This window comes from Sphingobacterium sp. MYb382 (assembly GCF_037572665.1).
In the GTDB taxonomy this organism is placed as follows: Bacteria; Bacteroidota; Bacteroidia; order Sphingobacteriales; family Sphingobacteriaceae; genus Sphingobacterium.
Genome location: NZ_JBBGZT010000028.1, coordinates 209,411 through 229,507, shown reverse-complemented (window position 1 = coordinate 229,507; position 20,097 = coordinate 209,411). Strand labels below are relative to the sequence as shown.

At 37.0% G+C, this 20,097-nt stretch carries 17 protein-coding genes and 1 tRNA gene; 8 read left to right on the top strand and 10 right to left on the bottom strand.

The genetic code is table 11. The features are described 5' to 3' along the window. The first annotated feature begins 7 nt into the window (after nucleotides 1-7). A complete protein-coding gene (locus WH223_RS15430; protein ID WP_340048655.1) occupies nucleotides 8-2,611 on the top strand; it encodes a hypothetical protein in 2,604 nt (867 codons plus the stop codon). Nucleotides 2,612-2,628: 17 nt separating this feature from the next. On the opposite strand, the gene WH223_RS15425 is transcribed toward WH223_RS15430, so the two are convergent. The 4 genes from WH223_RS15425 to WH223_RS15410 all read right to left on the bottom strand — a co-directional run bounded on the left by WH223_RS15425 (nucleotide 2,629) and on the right by WH223_RS15410 (nucleotide 5,704). Further along, nucleotides 2,629-3,804: a hypothetical protein gene (locus WH223_RS15425; RefSeq protein WP_340048654.1), complete on the bottom strand. Its 1,176-nt coding sequence runs from the start codon at nucleotides 3,802-3,804 to the stop codon at nucleotides 2,629-2,631. A gap of 461 nt (nucleotides 3,805-4,265) precedes the next feature. Continuing rightward, entirely contained in the window at nucleotides 4,266-4,406 is a 141-nt protein-coding gene (locus tag WH223_RS15420) for a hypothetical protein (RefSeq protein WP_340048653.1), read from the bottom strand. Between the two features lie 274 nt (nucleotides 4,407-4,680). After that, complete coding sequence (locus tag WH223_RS15415) at nucleotides 4,681-5,139, bottom strand: hypothetical protein (RefSeq protein WP_340048652.1); 459 nt, start codon at nucleotides 5,137-5,139, stop codon at nucleotides 4,681-4,683. A gap of 199 nt (nucleotides 5,140-5,338) precedes the next feature. Continuing rightward, a complete protein-coding gene (locus WH223_RS15410) occupies nucleotides 5,339-5,704 on the bottom strand; it encodes a response regulator (protein WP_340048651.1) in 366 nt (121 codons plus the stop codon). 266 nt (nucleotides 5,705-5,970) lie between these two features. Between WH223_RS15410 and WH223_RS15405 the strand changes: the two genes are divergently transcribed. Next, complete coding sequence (locus WH223_RS15405; protein WP_340048650.1) at nucleotides 5,971-7,194, top strand: tyrosine-type recombinase/integrase; 1,224 nt, start codon at nucleotides 5,971-5,973, stop codon at nucleotides 7,192-7,194. A gap of 70 nt (nucleotides 7,195-7,264) precedes the next feature. On the opposite strand, the gene WH223_RS15400 is transcribed toward WH223_RS15405, so the two are convergent. From WH223_RS15400 to WH223_RS15385, 4 genes are all read right to left on the bottom strand, one after another. Further along, nucleotides 7,265-7,783, bottom strand: coding sequence for a GNAT family N-acetyltransferase (locus WH223_RS15400; protein WP_340048649.1), 519 nt, complete (start codon nucleotides 7,781-7,783; stop codon nucleotides 7,265-7,267). 86 nt (nucleotides 7,784-7,869) lie between these two features. Continuing rightward, complete coding sequence (locus WH223_RS15395) at nucleotides 7,870-9,273, bottom strand: aminotransferase-like domain-containing protein (RefSeq protein ID WP_340048648.1); 1,404 nt, start codon at nucleotides 9,271-9,273, stop codon at nucleotides 7,870-7,872. A gap of 73 nt (nucleotides 9,274-9,346) precedes the next feature. Next, a complete protein-coding gene (locus WH223_RS15390) occupies nucleotides 9,347-9,553 on the bottom strand; it encodes a hypothetical protein (protein WP_340048647.1) in 207 nt (68 codons plus the stop codon). A gap of 3 nt (nucleotides 9,554-9,556) precedes the next feature. Further along, nucleotides 9,557-10,378 carry a class I SAM-dependent methyltransferase gene (locus tag WH223_RS15385; RefSeq protein WP_340048646.1) on the bottom strand — a complete coding sequence of 274 codons (822 nt, stop codon included), beginning with the start codon at nucleotides 10,376-10,378 and terminating at the stop codon, nucleotides 9,557-9,559. A 577-nt stretch (nucleotides 10,379-10,955) separates the two neighbouring features. Between WH223_RS15385 and WH223_RS15380 the strand changes: the two genes are divergently transcribed. The 3 genes from WH223_RS15380 to WH223_RS15370 all read left to right on the top strand — a co-directional run bounded on the left by WH223_RS15380 (nucleotide 10,956) and on the right by WH223_RS15370 (nucleotide 12,549). Next, nucleotides 10,956-11,028 (top strand) — tRNA-Lys (locus tag WH223_RS15380). Nucleotides 11,029-11,219: 191 nt separating this feature from the next. Continuing rightward, a complete protein-coding gene (locus WH223_RS15375; RefSeq protein ID WP_340048645.1) occupies nucleotides 11,220-11,573 on the top strand; it encodes an ISAon1 family transposase N-terminal region protein in 354 nt (117 codons plus the stop codon). Next, complete coding sequence (locus tag WH223_RS15370; RefSeq protein ID WP_340048644.1) at nucleotides 11,566-12,549, top strand: ISAon1 family transposase; 984 nt, start codon at nucleotides 11,566-11,568, stop codon at nucleotides 12,547-12,549. Before WH223_RS15375 ends, WH223_RS15370 begins: the two co-directional genes overlap by 8 nt. Nucleotides 12,550-12,978: 429 nt before the next feature. On the opposite strand, the gene WH223_RS15365 is transcribed toward WH223_RS15370, so the two are convergent. Then, the gene (locus WH223_RS15365) at nucleotides 12,979-15,162 is read right to left on the bottom strand and encodes a hypothetical protein (RefSeq protein ID WP_340048643.1); all 2,184 of its coding nucleotides are present in this window, start codon (nucleotides 15,160-15,162) and stop codon (nucleotides 12,979-12,981) included. A 689-nt stretch (nucleotides 15,163-15,851) separates the two neighbouring features. Beyond that, nucleotides 15,852-16,307 (bottom strand): helix-turn-helix transcriptional regulator, encoded by a 456-nt coding sequence (locus WH223_RS15360; protein WP_340048641.1) that lies wholly within the window; start codon nucleotides 16,305-16,307, stop codon nucleotides 15,852-15,854. An 804-nt stretch (nucleotides 16,308-17,111) separates the two neighbouring features. On the opposite strand from WH223_RS15360, the gene WH223_RS15355 reads away from it, so the two are divergent. From WH223_RS15355 to WH223_RS15345, 3 genes are all read left to right on the top strand, one after another. Further along, a complete protein-coding gene (locus WH223_RS15355; protein WP_340048640.1) occupies nucleotides 17,112-17,924 on the top strand; it encodes an RNA polymerase sigma factor in 813 nt (270 codons plus the stop codon). A 12-nt stretch (nucleotides 17,925-17,936) separates the two neighbouring features. Further along, nucleotides 17,937-19,031 carry a hypothetical protein gene (locus tag WH223_RS15350; protein WP_340048639.1) on the top strand — a complete coding sequence of 365 codons (1,095 nt, stop codon included), beginning with the start codon at nucleotides 17,937-17,939 and terminating at the stop codon, nucleotides 19,029-19,031. Nucleotides 19,032-19,318: 287 nt separating this feature from the next. Beyond that, nucleotides 19,319-19,963, top strand: a complete 645-nt coding sequence (locus WH223_RS15345) for a hypothetical protein (RefSeq protein ID WP_340048638.1) — start codon at nucleotides 19,319-19,321, stop codon at nucleotides 19,961-19,963. The last annotated feature ends 134 nt before the right edge of the window (nucleotides 19,964-20,097 follow it).

Sequence of the window (20,097 nt, the reverse complement as noted above, 5' to 3'; positions counted from 1 at the left end):
CGTATTGATGTTATGGTATGAGGACAGCTATGGTCAAGGCGTTCAGTTAAGCATAACAGGAACTATTGAAAATCGTAGTGGGCTTCCATTATCTGGAGTCAGCATAAAACTAGAGAAGAAGAACAAAGACATAAACACCTTTAATATTCTTGCATTCGCTATTTCTACAAAAGAGGGCTTTTTTAAGCTAACTTTTCGTAGCCAAGAAACCATCGAGCAGCTTCATCTAACGGCAACATTATTGGGCTATGAAATCCAAACGATACCTATTTCTACCGCAAAAAAAGAGCAAGAAGCGACATTTATCTTAACGGAAAGTTCCATACTGATAGATGAGATATTTGTAAAAAAGGAACAAGGTGGGTTTCGTGTATCAACGGATACAACAACTTTTAACCTAGAAAAATACCGTAATAACACAGAGCGTAACTTAGAAGACATCTTGAGCAAGCTCCCCGGAATGGAGGTTTCAAGTGATGGCAAATTATTCTTTAAAGGTAAGCGGATAGAGAAAATTCTGGTCGGAGGCGATGATTTTTTCTCTAACAACTATACTGTTCTTTCCAAAAATATACCGGCCCATTTACTCGATCAGATTGAAGCCATAGAAAACTACGATGAAAATCGCATCCTTAAAGGACAACGTCAATCGGACAAAACCGTACTAAATATTAGTCTGAAAAATAAAGGCTTATCCACCCCAATCGGTAGTTTAGAAGGAGCTATAGGAAACCCCGGAAAACATCGTTTAAATAGCGCTTTACTTTCCATTTCTGAGAAGATGAAAATCGGTCTTTTTCTAAATAAAAATACCATTGGGGAACGTGCCATTTCTGATATAAGTTTAACGGATTCGCCTGTCGGCGCAAGCAGTCCTTGGAGCTTTACGCTTCCCACCTATTTTGATATCCCCGAGACACGCTATATACAGAACAATGATTTTCTCGGTGCCGGTCAAGCGAACTACAGCATCAACAAAAACATACGACTCACTTTGAATTCAACGCTAAGTAGAAATAAAAGAAGGGTCGCTAATACGGAGCATTTGATTTACAAGATGGAGGATAACGACGGCTTAGCGTTGTTAAACAGCTATCAATACCTCTTACGAGAAACAAAGGTCCAAAATCTTTTAAGTGGCTCCCTATATCAAGACAAAAAATTCGAGCTTGTTTATAAAGGAGAATTTAATGTAAGTAATGCCGAACGTTTAGATGAAATCAATAGTAGTGCGACCAACCAAAACATCAATCAAACAGCATCAAAAACAGGTTTTGAGGTTAAGCAGTCTTTAGCATCCACCAATCGGTTGAGCGAAAACTATGCGCTCCTAACCTCCTTAAACTTTGACTACCAAGGCACACCTTCCTCCCTACTCCTTCAGTATGAAGATATGAATAGCAAAGATGCACAGCTGAATGCCCCAGCTTACTTTCAGCGCTATAAAAATAGGCACAACAATATTACGCTACAGAGCAACTTATTTTATACGCATAAGCGGATGAAATATGAAACTGGTGTGGAAGCAAGAATGAGCAACACAAGCTTAGCAGATCTCTCAATAGAGAACCGTAGCGAATTTGAAGTAAAAGACAAATTGTTGAAGCTACATTTTTCAGGAATTTACGAAAAAAACACAACAAAAATTGGAGCTACTGTAGCACTTGAAAATCGTTTTTTTAAGTTCACATCGTATGACAACAAGAAGAACGTTTCCAGAATAGTATCCAAAATATGGCTGCATCAAAAGCTAAACGAAAGCTTTAAACTAAACCTAGATTACGAACTAAAATATGCTTATCCCAGCCTATTCGAACTGTTGAATGACACGATACGCACGAACTACCTCAATTTACAGCTGGGCGACAGTGGTAACTTCAAAGTACACCAAAAACATATTGCCGCTTTACATTTAAGGTATTCAGCACCAAAAAAACAGCTTTTAGCCACATTATCCTCTTTTATAAATCTAAATCGCTCTGCCTATGTAATCCGCTTCACAGCTTTGGATAGCACCTTATTTTTGAATGAAACTACCTTGAGTAGATCCGGAACCTACTATTGGCTAAATCAATTTGTTATGGACTATTACTTTCGTTTTATTCGAAGTAACATGCGCATTAACGTAAAAAACTCAACCAGCCTGTTAGCGTCCTTTCTTAAAGCTGATGATTATAAAACAAATAGACAGGTTACGAACTTCGTCGGTATACGGATTAATACGGCATTTTTAGAAAGCCCTATAAATTTTATTGTAAACGTAAGCCTTTCGGCATCATCATTAAAAGCTATAGATAGTGATTATTCAAAAAACAACTTATACAAAATTAGTGGTAGCGCTATCTACAGTTTTCTCAAAAACAACATCTTAAGCGTTTCCATGGATAAAAACACATGGAAAACCTTCAATAATAATACGGATGCCTTTTTTATGGATGTTAAATACACACGTTCCTTTGCGGAATCCAAGTTTAAACTTACCCTCACAGGCAACAACCTCCTAGACAGCAAGCTAGTTGCTTTTACCGAAAGCACAAATTACTTGTTCTCCAATGGACAGTATACCCTTAATCCTCGACTTATCTTATTTGCGGTACAGTACGACTTATAACTCGAAATGTGAGATCGCTAATGCCCATCTATAAACTGCCGTTCTTCTTTAGACAACAATAGCTCATTCATCTTATTACGTTCCTTGGATGGAATATTATCGATAAGGTTTTTATTTAGGTTAATTTTACGTTTCAATCCTTTAGTAGTGGTTGGTTGAAAATCAGTTAAGCTGAGAATCTGTGTAAAAGAAAAAGGAATTTCTTTACCCTTATATTCTCCAGATCCGCTACCAGAAACTTGAATCTGTGCAGGCAGATAGTGAGCTCCATTTTTATAAAAGTCAAATACCACGTTGAAATTTGTTGTCTCAAGATTATACTCCTCTCCTTTTTTATTCTTCTCGTTACGGGTATTATTTTTCTGCTTAACGAATAGCTCCAAATTGGTGATGACACTATCTCTAATGTGATAGGTAAAATGACCACTTACCTGCGTTCCCTCTATGCTATTTTCTGGCGCCTCAAAACTGATATAGCGTAGGTCTGCTCCATTCTCAATAACCTTTCCACGGATACTATTATCTTTTGTACTAGCTAGAATAGCCGTCAACTGATTATTCAGAAAAATAGTACGTACAAAATCCGTTGGAATAAGCTGCACATCGGTATTAAAGGGATAATCAGCTTTACCTTTGGAGCTTTTAGCATACTTGATTTGATCTAATCCAATCTGAACGAAGGAATCGAAGTTTGCTGCTGCTTTAAAATTAAAAAAGTTAAAACGTGACCATAAGTTGATATCAGCAACGACTAAATTGATTAGCTCACCATCCATATAGCCTTTCTGCTTTAAAGTACCTCGATATAAAGATGGTTGCGCATAATACCGCGTTTTATAGTGCTGAAGGGTATTCTCAAAGACTTTTTTAACGTCGACTCCAACGAAATTAATCTCTGGAATATTTTGATAAGCTGGTGTCAGCCTGATGGTAGCAGAAGCTGTAAAAAAGACCTCCGTTTGATAGCCTGTGGCAGAAACCTCAAAGGAATCAAGCGTATTTGGAACAAGCAAATTACCATCATCATTAGCGTAAAAAAGCTTATTCTGGTGCGCTACACGTGCATTCGGAATTGCAGCCTCCGTTGCTTTGTCTCTTATCTGGTATGCCACATAAGTCTGCGCATAACATTTTACCGTAATTAGAAAAAATATAAGGGTTACATATTTCACAGCTTCAAGACTAATCATCATTTACAATTGGATAAAGCTTTGTCCTATACATGAAGCTTATCTTCAAATATAGAGCAAAGCCCGCTTATGGTCAAGCCAAAAACTGATAAATTCAGCACAATGCTTTATAAGTTAAAGGCAAGGAGATATATTTCTTATCCAACACAAAAAAAAGCTATACCTCTTGTGGTAAACGCCTAACCACATCTAAAAAAAGAACAACAATAATCATGATCACGATGGTGATAAAAAAACAAAAAAGGATAATCCTGACAACTTTCCACCAATTAAACAATTCTCCTGCTGCATCAACATGAGCATCAATATTATTCTTCTGGAAACGTTTAACAAAAAAATAAGCTAATAATACGTAAGTCAGAGGCACTAGATATGGTGGAATCTCGAAACCAAAAGAGGAAAAAAATAGCACAAAAATGAGAATGTAGCCAAAAAAAGCATAACTCCAAGTCGCGTTTTACTTTTTAGGGTTGATTAAAGGCTTTAAAATTAGCAGCCATCATATAGCCTGCAGCAAGTGGGCCTCCAAGAAAAGTGCCTAAGGTGATGGCGCTATCGCTATAAATTTTATACGCCGGCTTCACCATAACTTTGGGATGTTCCATTTTTTGTAATAAGTGTTAGTTAGTTAATAATAGTAGTTGCCAACAAGGTCTGTTGCACGCGCAAATGTAGCACTTTTGATGTTAATCAAAAGATAATAAATTATATGCTACAAACTCCTACAAAGCCAAAACAGACGTATATCAACTTATAAAAACAAGGCAAAACAGAGTGTAGCGCAAGCGAATCAATACCTTTTTTTGAAGAGTTGATGAGAAAATGGCTAAAGCATCCAGAAAACATCATGATAACAACCAGAGGGCTGTTAACTATAAATTATTCGGAATGGCCATCTGCCGAAAGGAAACCATAGCTATCTAATAAGAATAAGACTAGGGTACCTGCAGCAAGAGTAATAAAAAAATAAAGAAGGCCTATACAAATAATTTTAAACCAACTAAACACTGCACCACCGGCTTGTGTGTGCTCAGCAATTGCTTTTTTTTGAAAATAGCCAACGAGAGAATAAGCCATAGCCGTATACATCATAGGAACCGTATAATCTGGAATATTCCCTTCGTCTGGAATAAGGTATATAGCAATAAGACTAATAACAGTAGCAAAAATTGCATAAACCCAGGTTTTGCGTACTTTCTGAGGCTCTTGGAAAGCTTTGAAATTTTCAGCAATCATATAGCCCGCCGCTAGTGGCCCGCCTAAAAATGTACCTACGATAATAGCGCCCTCCTTATAAATTTTGTAAACGGGCTTTTCAGTAGCTTGAGAATGTTCCATGCTAGATAAAGTCTAAATGAAAATTTGAATAAATAGTATTACAAATGATGGCGGGCGTTTATATCATTTATGCTAATTTACTTTTTTAGTAGCAATCATCAAAATAATCTATAATTAATACTATTTACAATTTGTCAAGTACATATCCTAGCAAGCATAAGCGGCAATATGTCGTTAAAACTCAAATATTATATCCATTTTATTGTAGGGACAGAATATCTTCACAAATAAAAGAATCAGCGTCTTTAGGATACACCTTTTTAGCGCCACTTTCCAGGAAAGCTTCTATTTCTTCTGGCGTTGTACTCGATGTATAGCCGTAAACTTTCATATTTGGATATAATTTGGATAAAGCTCTTGTTGTTTCAGCGCCATTCATGATGGGCATATGGTAGTCTACAATACAAATTTCGGGTAATACTTCGAGTTTCGCGAGCGCCTCCATAAGCTCTTTTCCATTATTGGCGGCCAACAGCAAATTGAACTGTTGGTAGTGACTTAGTATAACTTTCATCCGCATTAATTCAATAGCATTGTCATCGACAATAGCGATTCCTATTCTCATACTTTATGTGGTTAAAATTTAATTTTTCAATAGGTAGTCTACCCTAGACTACGTTTTGAGTTTTTCTTCATGAGCTTGAACCCCTTAATTTCACCAACAGACCTTATCTACTGACACCCACAACGTTAATGAATAAAAAAAATCGTTAAATAATAGCTTGTTTTTTGGTTTGAAGCCAATTTAAATGTATAATTGCGTCCCCAGTCGTAGTCTAGGGTAGACTATATTTTATTACATTAGATGTAGTAAAAACTACTTTTCTATCTATGATTACCTATGACTTTAATTACTACCTATCCCCCACTACGAGTAGTATCGATGTATCTATAAAAGATACCCAAGGAAACAATTTTATTATTCACACGGGCCTTTTCATCCGTCCAGACATGTGGGATAGCTATAGACAGCGCCCTTTAAATATTTACCTCAAAAAGTACAAAAAGCTGAATACACGATTGGATAAGCTGCGTGTATTTATTGGTGAATATTTATTAAAAATAGAGACGGATAAAATAAGTGCTGTTCGTCGAAAGCTTACCTCCCGTATGCAGCGTTTTTTGCAGGAGGGAGATTTAGAAAATTCTGGTGATGGTTTTCTCATAAAGATGTTGGAATACATTAACTCACGCGAGCATTTGATTTGTAAATCAACCCATAGGCGCTATAGAGTTTTCTATAATTTGATGCATCGTTATGAAGGTAGCATTCGTAAAAAGCTAGCTATCGAGGATGTAAACGCTCTTTTTGTGCGCGACTTCTTAACATTTGGTCTAGCCGAAAATTACTCAGAAAGCACCCTGCATAGGTCTATCGAGTTTATTAAAACCATCTTAAATTTTTTAGAGAGAAGGGGCATCCGAACCTTCGTTTATGAACTATCCTTTTCCAAAAAAAGAGAGATGGAACCCATCATCACACTAACAGCCCATGAAATCAAACAGATCGAACAGGCTTCTATCCCTTCCGATTTGCATATCGCTCGAGATTGGTTAATTGTATCTTGCTACACAGGGCAGCGGATATCCGATTTTATGCGATTTGACGATAGCACTATAGCCTCCTTCCAAGGACGTTTATGCGTGTCTTTCATCCAACAAAAAACAAAGAAAAAACTGGTATTACCTTTACATCCTGTTATCAACAAAATATTGGCGCAGTATGAGAACAAGTTTCCGCCAAAACTACCTGCTCAAAAATATAATATGCAGATAAAGCAAGTAGCCCGCCTGTCGGGAATTGATGAGGTATTAAAGAAGCGAAAAAGAATCGGCCATAGAGCGGAATTTTGTACAGTAGCGAAATGGGAAGCCGTGACGAGTCATATTGGCCGTCGAAGCTTTGCTACTAATTTTTACGGAAAAATTCCTACTGCCCTTTTGATGCAGGCTACAGGACATAGCACAGAGCTGATGCTGAAGAAATACATCGGAGAAATGAATAGCGAGATGGTTAGTCAGCTAGGAGAATTTTTCGATAAGCAGCTAAAGTAAAAATTGATTTAAAATTCAAAGGAGTACACCTTAAGGAAAGCTCCTTTGAATTTTAAACTTTAGCGACGAACTAAACCTGATGTTCGCGGATGAAAAAGGCTGCTTTTAGCGGTAAATTATCCAGCGGCATTTCTTCTGCCAATCGACTAAACCCATTCTCTTCAAACAGCGCAACTAGCGCACTATCTTGCTGCTCATGAATCCAAATCCGCTGGTATGAGCGACATACAGTCAAGCATTTCATTAAAAGAGCTTGCTCCACGCCTTTCTGTGCATATGCCTTAAGGACAGCAAAGTCAGCAATACGCATCGCGGAATGCCCCTCCACCACCTTTGGTTTCGTCCCCTTGGAGGTAATGCGCGCATAGCCGGCAGGAATACCGTCAACATACACCATTAACCATTGGTTGGACATACTATTCAGCTCGGCTACTAAAGCCTCTTTATTAAAATTTTGTGCTATATAATTTTTCAAGGTAGCAGGCGCTACGAGCGATGCAAATTTCTCCAAAGCCAAGGCTTCCGTTAGTGTCAAAAGTAGCTTAACTCCTTCTTCCGTCGCTACTGTAAATTTTGTAATAATCTCCATTTTTACAACCATAGGTGTTTGCCAAATGTATAACCCTTAACGAATAATACAGCATACAGAAGCAGCAAAAATAAGCAGTACAGTTGTTAACGGATAGCCCGTCCTAATAAACGAATAGCCTCTATTTTTTCTTTCGAGAATCGGTCAGCAAAGATCATCCTAAAAAAGCGATCATAGGCGCCTGAAAAAGAAAAGATGGAGCCTGGTGTAAATTTCACGCCTATTTGGTCACACAAAGCATAGAACGCAGACATATCCGTCGTATCGGGCATCCTCACCCAAAGGTGATAGCCACCCTGTGGCCTAACAAAGGTTGTTTCCGTCGGGAAATTGTCTGCAATAAGGTGCATAGCGAAATGGGCATTCTTTGCGAGCTGCAATCGAAAGCTCCGTAGATGCCGATCATAGGCTGTTCCTGCCAAGATTCGGCTTACCGTTTCTTGATATATAGGCGACACCGAACTGCCCAGGGCAAATTTAATCTGCTCGGCACGCGCCATAAATTTGCCTGCCGACAGCCAGCCCAAGCGAATGCCTGGAGCCAATGTTTTAGCGTATGACCCATAGGAAAGCACCAATCCACTATCGTCATAGCGCTTGATCAAGCTGGGCCTTTCTCCTTGGAAATATAAGTCGCTATACATATCATTTTCAATAAGCGCCACGTTATACCGATGCACTAAAGCAATTAGCGCTATCTTTTGCTCGTTGGACAAAGAAAGGCCGGTAGGATTATTAAAATTAGGCGTTACGACCAAAGCTTTAATGTTATTCTTGTCGCAAGCCTGCTTGAAAAAGTCAATATCAAAACCCGTACGTAGATCAATGGGTACCTCAACAACCTTTAGACGGAGCATACGAATCACCTCCAGCACCGAAAACACACAAGGGCTTTCCACCGCAATGACATCGCCAACCTCACATACGGCCGCTAGAGCGATATACAAGGCCTGTAAAGCCCCATCGGTAAGGAGAAGCGCCTCTTCATGGATATACGTTTGATGCCGTGTAGCACGCGTTATAATCCTTCCTTTAAGGACTGGCGAGCCGCTTGCTGGATAATAACGCAGCAAAGAAGCTCCCTCCTCCCGAATTACTTGCTGCATCGTTCGCAAGATGAGCTGCTGCGGCATAAAGACGTCTCCCGGTGTAGCCACATTAAAGGCAGAAACATTACGTTCTTCCTCTTGCGCACTCATCAAGCCGAGATGCTGTTTAAACACAGCATCTCTGACCACCGGATAAGCTTTTAAGGGGGCCTCGATAGGCTCCTGCTGTTGGTGCGCTACAAAATAACCAGACTTGGGAACACTCTCCACAAGACCAATCAGCATCAAGTACTCATAGCCTTTCTGAATCGTGCTTATACTGGTTTGATACTGCTCTTTCAATACCCGAACAGAAGGCAGCTTATAGCCCGGCTTAAGCACTCCTTCTCGGATATTTTTCTCCAAGCTATCTGTAAAAATTTTATACTTATAGTCTACCATATCTGTACTAGCCTACTTTCATAAAACGAAAGACTGTACTGCAAAAATAAGTAATTTCCCCCTTCTTACTACATCACTTCCCTATCCGTTTATGCTGTTTCATGAGCCCATAACTAAAAAGCCCATGCTCTAGGTGAACAAGCTTGTACTCGGCGAGTAATTGTGTAATTATCTTCTCTGTTGTATCTTCATCTAAACCGAGGCTTGCTCCTAGCTCGATTTCATTACACTGTCCTTTGCTTTTCTCAAAAGCTTTGAAATATTTTTCTTTATCTGTCATTATTTATTTTTTTAAGGCGATTAACATATGTGGGCTGAAAGGAAGGAAGTATGTATCGTTTTCTGTAAGGGCGAGTAACTCCATTAAAGTAGCTTTTCGCGCAGGATTAGCGAGACTGGCAAAGTAGTTTTTATCCAACCAGCACATGCCTTCCAAGGCATAAATAGTTAAAAAATTCAGACCTATTTCTTCAAATTCAGCTCTTAATTCGTCGGGTTTATGATAATAAGCGTCGGCCAAAAGCCAAGGGTAGTCATCCGAAAACGGATGCACGCCTGTGCTTATCTCTTCTTTGCATAGTTGAAAGAAGGATTTATGATGGATAAGTCCCTGCAGAAGACCGACAAGGGTTTTGGCTGTTCTGTTGATCGCAACGCCTAGTATGATGCCCCCTTTTTTGGTGACACGCTTAGCCTCAGCAATAGCCTTTAATCGTTCTTCTTTTCGTTGCAAATGGTACAGTGGTCCATGCAGAATAACGAGGTCGGCAAAATTATCGGGGAAGTCCAGCTTTTGGGCTATGCCCTGATATACGGTGAACTTATGCCGACTCGCATGGGCGCGCTCCTTAGCGATCGCCACATGTTTCAGCACAGGCTCCACCAAATGCACCTCATGTCCTTTTGAGGCTAGCCAAGCGGAGTATTTGCCCGTCCCTCCACCGACATCGATAATTCGACCAGAAAGGAAGTTTATATGTTTTTCGATTAATATTTTCGTTCTTTCAAACTCAAAGATTCCCATTCCTTTATCTAATCGGGTCTCTTCGGATGCTTTATTGTAAAAGTGCGCTATGGCACGACTAACTAACGGCTTACTATTCATGATAGCTATATTTCAAATTATAGCAACAGCGAACTGAAGAGATACTCAAATGGTATAATCAGCAGTCATGATTGCTATAAATGCGTGATATAAAAAAAATGATGAAACATTGCACAGCAGAAACGAACAACAGTTGTTGAACATCCTGTGCATGGACTCCGCTGAAGATCATCTAGCGAAGACTTTAATGATATGTTAGCTTAGTATAACAGACTGCAAATGTAAACATTGCTTCGAACTATCAAAGCCACAAATAGAAATTTATATCAAATTCGACCGAACGTCGGTAAGAAATCGTCTTTTTTGAACTTTACCTTTTCCTTCTGAAACAGTTTTTTCAGTAGCCAGCACTTATTTTTCACCTTATTTAGCAGCAAAATACTCCTGACCTCCTAAAAGGCAATTTTTAAGCAAAAAAAAATAATGACCAAGACCAAATGACAATCAACAACTTACCACCCAAACCGAAAAATAATTAAAAAATAATCACATTAAAGTTTGCATTTAAAAACCTTTTTTCTACCTTTGCACCACTCCAAACAACGAAGGAAACTTCAAAAAAGTGAAAGAGTAACAAGATTCTGTAGCTCAGCTGGTAGAGCAATACACTTTTAATGTATGGGTCCTGGGTTCGAATCCCAGCGGGATCACAAAAAACCTCAACGAAAGTTGAGGTTTTTTTGTTTCCCCTCGGGATGAGAACCGTGGTTCGATCCGGAGGAGGCTCAGGAATTGTGTACGGGAATCGAGCGGCTGAGCCAACCCCAGCGGGATGGATCAAGTTGAATTCTTGGGGGGTAAATTTAATTATTGTTAGTTTAGCATTTTAAATAGATATACTTTGCAAGACGCTGAACATAAACTTCTGACTTTATTGATGCCCGAAGGGCTATTAGAATATTTTGATATCATGGATGTTGTCTCAAAAGACAACGAACTTCATATTTATCTCGATGAAAAGAACATAGCCCCTTCAGGTTATGAAAATGCTAAATTAGAATCAAAAGGTTTTATGCCATCCGCTGAAATTAAGGATTTTCCTATTCGCACTCAGAAAGTTACACTTCATATTAAACGCCGACGTTGGACAGTTCTAGCTGATGGGAAAATCATTACTAGAGATTGGAACTTGGTGCGTGAAGGGGCTCGAATGACTACAGAGTTCGGGCTTTTTTTAAAGGGGATATTTGGATAATTATCCCATTAGTGCTCATCTATTAGGTCTTTTCTTCCAGTTAGATGGAAAACAGCTCCAGGAGCACTATAAAAACCATCTTAGTGACTTTCATGATTGGAATCAAAAGTCTCATGCAGAATACTGGACTGTTTTCCCGGAGAACACAACAGAAAAGTTAAGTATTGACGAAACGAGCTTTAGTAACGGTGAACTCTATACGATTGTAAGTAGTAAAGCTGCTAAAGGAAGAAAAGGGACTATCTTGGCTACCATAAAAGGAACTAAGGCTGAAGATATTATTCATGTTTTAGAGCGTATACCACTTAGATTAAGAAATAAAGTACAGGAAGTCACGATGGATATGGCACCTAATATGGCTAAAGCTGTTCGCAGATGTTTTAGTAATGCTAAACGAGTAATAGATAGATTCCATGTGCAGAAATTAGCCTATGATGCTGTTCAGGAACTGCGCATTAAATATCGTTGGGCGGTCTTAGATGATGAAAGTCGAAAGATTATCAAGGCGCGTAAAGAAGGGAATCACTACACTGCAGAGATATTATCTAACGGAGATACGCTTAAGCAATTATTAGCGAGATCAAGATATTTGCTATTTAAACACACTTCTCGGTGGTCTGAGAGCCAGAAGCACCGTGCAGAGCTTCTTTTCTTACATTTTCCAAGACTTAAGAAAGCGTATGATTTAGCGCTAGCATTGGGCGATATCTTTAATAAATGCAAGAGTAAAGAAGGCGCATTAACCAAACTCGCGCTTTGGCATCATCAAGCCGAGAATGCAGGGATAGAATCTTTTGAAAGTGTAGCAAGGTCTATTGCTGCATATCACCCAAATATCCTTCATTACTTTGATAATAGGAGTACAAATGCTGCCGCGGAGTCTTTTAATGCTAAGCTGAAAGCCTTCAGAGCAATATTCAGAGGTGTTAGAGACACTAAGTTCTTCTTATACCGCGTAATGAAATTGTACGCTTAAAAAAGATGCCCCCCAAGAATTCAACTTGATCCGTTATCTTTCTCTAAAATTACACATGGATATTTCATACCTCTAACTTTGGATGGTATATTTCTTCTCCATTGAGAATTATTATCACAGTAGAAGTTCATATATAAATAATGGATTAATGTAAGTTAAAGATAAAAGCAAGGTAAAACCTTGCTTTTAAAATAATGTAAGTTGCCCTGGATAAGACCTACAATGCTGACTTACGTTTTCTAGTCGGCCGTAGCGTATTCTAGTGTAAGCTCTCACAAAAATTGGCCTAAGGGCACTACATGTTACACATTTTCCCATGATATTTAGTTTTAAATTATTAATAAAACTTAAACCTCTAAAACCAATATAAAGGCAAATAGTGTACACAGCTAAAATACGTTTTTTTTTTATAATTCAAACATCAAAGCATTAATTTAAAGTCAATGTTTTTTTATAGGTTTCTACCAAATGAAATACTGACATATCTAACAAAGGTTCATACATAAACGAGTTAACATGAATATTTTCAGGTGTCATCAAATTTACTCTACTAATTATTTCATAATTAATGCTAGTCGGGTGTTCGCTTTGGTATTCTCTTGTTAATTCCCTTGTCTGATTATACTTTAAACTATTTAAATCCAGATTAGGTAATTTGTTGATCATATATTGCTCTGTCTTAAGTCTGGAAGCAATTGCTAAAATAATTTTGTTTTCAAGGTTGATTTCATCAATATTTTGCTCTAATAATATCTCGTCAGCTATTTTGAAAATAAAATCTTGAATCTTCATATTTGAATCGAATTCGGTCTGTACTTCATTTAATTTGCTAAATCTATTTTTATAAACCTCCAATATATGTGACACCAATATCTCATTTGAATTTTCTTTCAAATGCAAACAGTTTGTCAATATTCTATAATCATCGCATTGATTTGAATCAGTGTAATCTATAATATTCCGAACAAATGAAATCAAACTGATAAAGATTTTAGGATTGTTGACCTTTTTTAGATAGTCCTTAAAAACATCATTCATATAAAGTCCATTTTTAAGAAAAACATGCCTTTGATCATCTTTAATAGCCATTGAGGATTGCTTATTTAGTCCTAAACGTGACGCTATAGTTCTATAAAAATCAAAATTATGGGTTAGAATCAGTATCCTAAATTTGGATAATAAGTGTAATTCGCTAATGTATTCAATAATTGCATACTTATTCTTATAATCAAACGAATCGGCTACATCATCAAAAACAAGAAGCTGATCAATATTAACATTCTTTCTAGATTCTATCTCAAACAGAAATTGCAAAATAAAATAGGCACGCTTTTCTCCACGACTTAATACTTCTAAAAGCTCTTTTCGATCTTTTTTAACAAATGAGGCTTCTATTTTATCAAAGTAGTGAAATTCTAAATTTGCTTTTTGTTGTTTCAAAATAATGTCGTCATGATTTCTTAAAACAACTTTAAATGGTACGTAAAATCGAGCGTTAAAGGTGTCAATTATTTGCTTCCAAAGTGCAGACTCTTCTCTTGCTTCTTTAATAATTCTTTCTAACTCGGCTTTTTTGGAAACATAGACATTCGCTAGGTGTTCTGCATCTACTTTTAGTTCTGACAAAAAGCTAATCCAAACTTTCTGTTTAAAATAATCGTAATCTTGAAGTTCTACAAGAAGTAAATTATCTTTTTCGACTACTGCCTTAAACTCCTTGAGTGCAGCGTTGTTTGACAAAGCCTTATCGACTTTATCAAAACTAACTTTTAATTTAGCATCATCCACTATGCTTTCTATTTCATGCTGAACAATATCCCGTAATTGTTCAGCATCCTTGACTTCGGTACCATCTTCTAATACGAATTTATGCCCTGCGATAAAAAACGAATCGTCCTCAATAGATTTTAAAATTTCATTAGCCTGAATTGTGCCAAACGACTTCTCTCCTATTTCCTTAAAAAATTTAGACTTGGACAGTAAAATTTTATAATCTGACATATACTGTTGGACAACATCGCTATTCGCAGAAAGAAAGTCCTTAACCTTATTGCCTTTATCAAATATGCTATTATATTTGAATTCATACTTATCGTATTTATCCAATAGAAGTTTAGATACGCGAACAATAACATCAAAAAAAGAATCTTGATCAGATTCTACAAAGGAACCAAGGATTTCCCCCTCACAATCAGTACTTTTAGACACAGATTTTAATTTCTTTATAAATTCCTTTTTAAGGGAATCAAGCTCTTTATAAATCTCATCATGTTGCTTTTTAAGTTCTTTACTAGCAATAAATGAACTTAGCTTATCAGTACTGTCGATTGTGTCATTTTCGGCATTAATAACCAGAATACTTTCGGGGGAAATAGGTTCTCCATCTACTGATATCTCACATTTAGTTGCTCTATTTTCAAAGATCCTGTCACGACGCAAGGTTGGAGACTCGTTCCTTGCCAAGGATTCAAATGATTTTGCAAATGAAGTTTTCATTGTACCATTTGGCGCATAGATTAAAAAGGAACTTGACTTTTGTTCTTCAAATTTAAATTCGTGCCTAAATTTGCCAATTCCATAGCAGTTCTCAAGATCGACAGAGAGTATTTTCATAATATGTTAGTTTATAATTTTAGTTATAATTACATTATTGTTTTACTATCATAGAAAAACTAGCCATTATAGGCGTATCCTCTACCATATACATAGGTGCACGATGATAGTAACACCAACAGACGTAAGTATAAGAGTCTTTTCATAATCTAGTTAGGTTTTCTTTCAGACAACATGGCCGTCCAGAAATCATCTACAATATAAACTGTAAATAAAAGCAAAGTAGTTTTGCTAATCTGCAATTTGCGCTCAATTATAAACAATCTTATGTCACTTTGCATACGGGAAACCGTAACAAACGACAATAAAGTAAAATAAAAACCAAAAACTGGAAAAAAGAAAAACAAAGTTTTACTCGTTTATAAGATGTTACTAATTTTGAAGCAGCGTGAATTCAAATCAATTTGACTAATGCAATATCACATCAAGTTTTATACTCCGACATTATGGGAATAAACGTTGCAGCAAAGAAGGATGTGCTAGTCTATAGGGCATACGTGTTAATTGGTAGCCGCGAAGCACTGAAAAGTCCTGCTATAAGAAGAATATTAGGGATTTCCTTAATACACTACCAACCCCCTTCAAATCCATAGCAAACCCTCCTGCCGAAAAATCGGTAGTAAAATACTTTATCCCGCTAGTGCTATTGAAAGATTGTGGAGTTGCTGTTATTCCGGGAAATAAGCAAGCTATTCTTTTAGTTTTTTCACCTCTTTAGTAAGGTCTAAGACAGCTTTGCTAAGGTCTGCAATTGATTGTGTTTTGATCCGGTCTTCCTCGATAAATTTCTCTAACAATGCAATTAGCTTATCCGAACCATCATTGTTAAAAGTTGGTTGAGCATTTAGACCAACTGAGTTATCGCTAAATGTTGAGTTATTATTGTTTTGGATATTATAAATTACATTTTCATCTTTAAAAGACTTAACGAATTCAGGCGTTACCCCTAGAGCCAATGCTAATTCCTCTAAAAGAGGTTCGTCCAATGCTACCATATTCTCAAAGTCAGAAATTCGCTGCTGTGAGTATTTATTACGGCAAAGTTGACCAAAAGCCTCCTGTTTAATCCCTTGAATCTCCCGAATACGTTTAATATTGTGACCGATATGCATGGTTTCGTTTTTTTCCTTAAAAGTACTGTTCATAATCAATGAAAATTAAAGGCTGGTTTTATACCGGTAAATCGGTAACTTACCAAGTCCATAAATGGATTTTAATAAAATAACTTTGGTTTAAAGTTACGGATTATTGTGACTACCAACAATAGCCTAATGTTCTTTGATGTATGGATATTGATTGATTTTATTGGATTCTAGTTCATAAAGTAAGGAGGCAACTTGTGGGGCCGTAAGATGAGGGAAATAGCCACTCATCAAATATTTATTTAATATACACAACTTTCTAAGTGGTTCGCGACGTATGACTACCGCTGGCTTGCATCTAGCGATTAAAAGATAATTTATTTAAGATTTTTATGGAGGCTGCATGTGAGGCCATAAGGTGAGGACATTAGTCACTCACTAAATTCTTTTACTGAAATACACATCGTCATTGATAGTATTATATGAATGAACTTCATTTTTTCAGGAAAGGAAATACCATAGCAAATTCTCTGTCAGGTTTTTAATTGGCCATTAAAGAGTCTTAAAACGGGCACTACACTAAGCGACCGCATTGCGTGGTTCATCCTTAAATAATAGAATTAATAGCTTAAAAGCCTTTATAGGGCCATTTTTTTCAAAAATAAAATAATAGCCAATACGTAATAAAGAACTAATTATAATCAACTAATCTTAACATATACCTTTCTACAACGGATATATTTTCAATCAATATTGCTTCATCCCTACTTCCCTCAGCACATAGATAAACCAATATTTCATCTTCTTCCCAAAAAAATCGTTAAGCCCGCTAAGACCAATCTTAGCTATTAACCTTAATTACTGATTATGCATAAGATTTCAAAACAGCAAGAAAACACAAGGTATCTTACTTTGCTTCAGCAAGGAAATGAACGGGGATTAGATTTCTTTTATAATCGATTTTATGGCTATCTTTTTTTTAGAACACTCCATGCCACCAAAGATGAATGTGCAACTGAAAGCATTGTACAGGAAGCCTTATTGCGCTTATGGTTATTCCGAGGGCAGGTTAAAGATGTAGAGGGAATCTTGTCATTTCTAAAAACCCAGGTAAAATCTGCCATACATATATTCTATAGTAAAAGTCAAAATAAGTTTAACCGAAGGTTATTGCGATTGGATGCTATTGAAGATTATCAGGATTTTCTACTAGGCTATGAAATGGAGGAAGAGGTAGAAATAGACCTTTTATATCTTGAACAGTTGGAAGAAGAAAAGGAAATACGACTGAATCAAATCAATAACCTTTTACCAAACCTGACCTTGCAACAGCAATTATTTATCAAGCTGTGCTTGAAGTATAGCTTCAACTACGAACGTATCGCTTATTATTTAGGTGGGATATCGGACTATGAAGTTGGCCTACAGGTTGAAAAAGCAATTGCCACACTACACGCCATATTCCATAGTTCTCAAAAAATGGAACTTGTTAGCAGGTCAGCAAAGCCTATTCTTGATGGCGTGCTTGATGAGAAACAAGCGCAAATTTTTCATATGCGTTATGAATTACACCTCTCGTTTGCGCAAATCTCTGAATCTCTTCAACTGGACAGTATCATGGTGAAAAAGCTTTTTATCGAGGCGCATACCAAAATAAAAGCAGTAAAGAAAACGAACTAAAAAAGTAAAACTATGGAAAATGATACAATCATTCTAACACGTAAAGTTCAAATCTATTTAGATTGTGATGATAAAGAACAACGATCAGCATATTTCAAGCAGTTATTCGAGTGGCAAGATATGGTCTATCGCGGCGCTAATATGGTGATGACTCATAACTTTATCCAAGAACAAATTAAAGACCTTATCTACTTACGAGACGATATTAAATTGAAATTGGCAGACTATAAAAAAGATCCTGATGGTATTTTCACATCTTCGAAAATCAACACTACTTATCGGATTCTATCCTTGTATTTTAAAGGTAAACTGCCTTCCGGAATCATTTCTACCATGAATATGACCCTTAATCGGCTATACAGTACGGACCGTATAGCCTATTGGAAAGGAGAAAAATCTCTACGGAATTATAAGAAGGATATGCCAATTCCTTTTGGCGGCCAGTTTTTAAAGCTCCGCAATGATGAGAAAGGACAAAATTTTAAATTTACGCTTTTCAAGATTCCATTTCGCACCTACCTCGGAAAAGATAAATCTGATAAAAAAGTACTTCTACAGCGTGCGCTTGTGGGCCAAATTAAGGTTTGCGCAAGCGCTATCCAGCTTGTTAAAGGCAAATTATTCTTGTTACTAGCACTAAAGCTTCCTAAGCAGGTGCATGCGCTTAAAGAACATATTATTGCCGAAGCTTCGCTATCTGTAGAACATCCGATTACTGTAACCATCGACAAAGACCATTTTCAGATTGGTGATAAAGAAGAGTTCTTGTATCGTCGTATGGCTATTCAGGCTGCGAGGTGTCGCGCACAAAAAGCTGCAGTATTCAATATCGGAGGTCATGGTCGTAAGAAGAAGCTCAAAAACTTAGATCATTTCCATGAAAAACAACGCCGCTATGTGGATAGTCGCTTGCATATGTATAGCCGCCGATTAATTGACCTATGTGTGAAATTTGGTGCAGGCACCCTCCTACTTGTTAATCAAAGTAATAAAGAAGAAATAGCGAAGGATGATGCGTTTTTATTGCGTAACTGGAGCTATTATGGCCTGATGGAGAAGATCAAGTATAAGGCGAATATGGCAGGTGTTAATGTGATTATTGAGTAGAGGGAGGTGTTTTCTTCTTGCCTGTTTTAGTTTGGAAAATAGGAAGGCCGGTATTCTTCCAAACTGAATTAGATAAAACAACAAGTTTAATATACAGGTACGGTTTCCCGTAATTTTTATTATTTGGTTTGATTTACTTTCGTTTTGGTTATTCCTAAATGGAATTCTTTGTTAACTAAACAAAACAATTACGTCTATAATCGTGGATTAACGCAATATTTCATATATTTTTCACTATCCCACTTATTACCCACAACTTTAACACAGCACCTTAACGAGACAACAATATGATAAAGCAATTAACCGTAATAATCCTTGTAGGGCTTTTTTTAGTCTTATACGGCTGTAGAAACAACGACAGCAATGTACATAAAAACAACGCTGACAATATTAAATTGGAAGAAATTACTTCACGAATTGACCCGAAAGAAGGTTGGACTGACATTTTTCTAAAAATTACAGAAGACACAAAAACGGATTCATCACACATTTACATTGCGAAAGGACTTTACAAAAACAAAACGGTCGGACTGCAAATTGAAGTAAGTTCAAAAATTGGCGCAGGCATCGTTAATGGAGAACTAGACGGCGAAGTCGTTTTTGTGGCAAACGCAGTTCAACTTAAATCAATTGGACCGGATAGTGACGAATTAGTAAAAGCGCTAGCCGATTTATACAAAAAACCGACAAATAAGAATTTTACAAAAGAGACAATTTCAGCAACAGTGTTTTCGCTAAATGAAAAACCTGTTAACCTTGATAAGAATGACCATTACAAACTGAAACTGTTTTTTGCAGAAGATGACGAAAATTTATATTCAGAAATTTACCTAAATATCAATACCGACAAACGAGAAATTGAAATCCGCGAAAAAGACGAAGGATACAGAGAGTCGATAATAAAAGTATGGACAAATGAACAGACTAGATAAAAGAATATCCTTGTACCAACATATTGGCATAAGCCATTTTTATTTCCTTTTTGTAATTTAGCAAATAGAAAAGGGCTTATGCTACTGTTGTACGAAATTTAATGTATATGCTCCGAAACCCGCCCGAACGCAAA

Excerpts from the sequence above, each read along its gene's own strand:
- WH223_RS15360 (WP_340048641.1), bottom strand. The coding sequence starts at position 16,307 with ATGAACAGTACTTTTAAGGAAAAAAACGAAACCATGCATATCGGTCAC.
- WH223_RS15345 (WP_340048638.1), top strand. The coding sequence starts at position 19,319 with ATGATAAAGCAATTAACCGTAATAATCCTTGTAGGGCTTTTTTTAGTC.
- WH223_RS15385 (WP_340048646.1), bottom strand. The coding sequence starts at position 10,378 with ATGAATAGTAAGCCGTTAGTTAGTCGTGCCATAGCGCACTTTTACAAT.
- WH223_RS15395 (WP_340048648.1), bottom strand. The coding sequence starts at position 9,273 with ATGGTAGACTATAAGTATAAAATTTTTACAGATAGCTTGGAGAAAAAT.
- WH223_RS15390 (WP_340048647.1), bottom strand. The coding sequence starts at position 9,553 with ATGACAGATAAAGAAAAATATTTCAAAGCTTTTGAGAAAAGCAAAGGA.
- WH223_RS15355 (WP_340048640.1), top strand. The coding sequence starts at position 17,112 with ATGCATAAGATTTCAAAACAGCAAGAAAACACAAGGTATCTTACTTTG.
- WH223_RS15405 (WP_340048650.1), top strand. The coding sequence starts at position 5,971 with ATGATTACCTATGACTTTAATTACTACCTATCCCCCACTACGAGTAGT.
- WH223_RS15400 (WP_340048649.1), bottom strand. The coding sequence starts at position 7,783 with ATGGAGATTATTACAAAATTTACAGTAGCGACGGAAGAAGGAGTTAAG.
- WH223_RS15350 (WP_340048639.1), top strand. The coding sequence starts at position 17,937 with ATGGAAAATGATACAATCATTCTAACACGTAAAGTTCAAATCTATTTA.
- WH223_RS15410 (WP_340048651.1), bottom strand. The coding sequence starts at position 5,704 with ATGAGAATAGGAATCGCTATTGTCGATGACAATGCTATTGAATTAATG.
- WH223_RS15365 (WP_340048643.1), bottom strand. The coding sequence starts at position 15,162 with ATGAAAATACTCTCTGTCGATCTTGAGAACTGCTATGGAATTGGCAAA.
- WH223_RS15430 (WP_340048655.1), top strand. The coding sequence starts at position 8 with ATGTTATGGTATGAGGACAGCTATGGTCAAGGCGTTCAGTTAAGCATA.
- WH223_RS15425 (WP_340048654.1), bottom strand. The coding sequence starts at position 3,804 with ATGATGATTAGTCTTGAAGCTGTGAAATATGTAACCCTTATATTTTTT.
- WH223_RS15420 (WP_340048653.1), bottom strand. The coding sequence starts at position 4,406 with ATGGAACATCCCAAAGTTATGGTGAAGCCGGCGTATAAAATTTATAGC.
- WH223_RS15415 (WP_340048652.1), bottom strand. The coding sequence starts at position 5,139 with ATGGAACATTCTCAAGCTACTGAAAAGCCCGTTTACAAAATTTATAAG.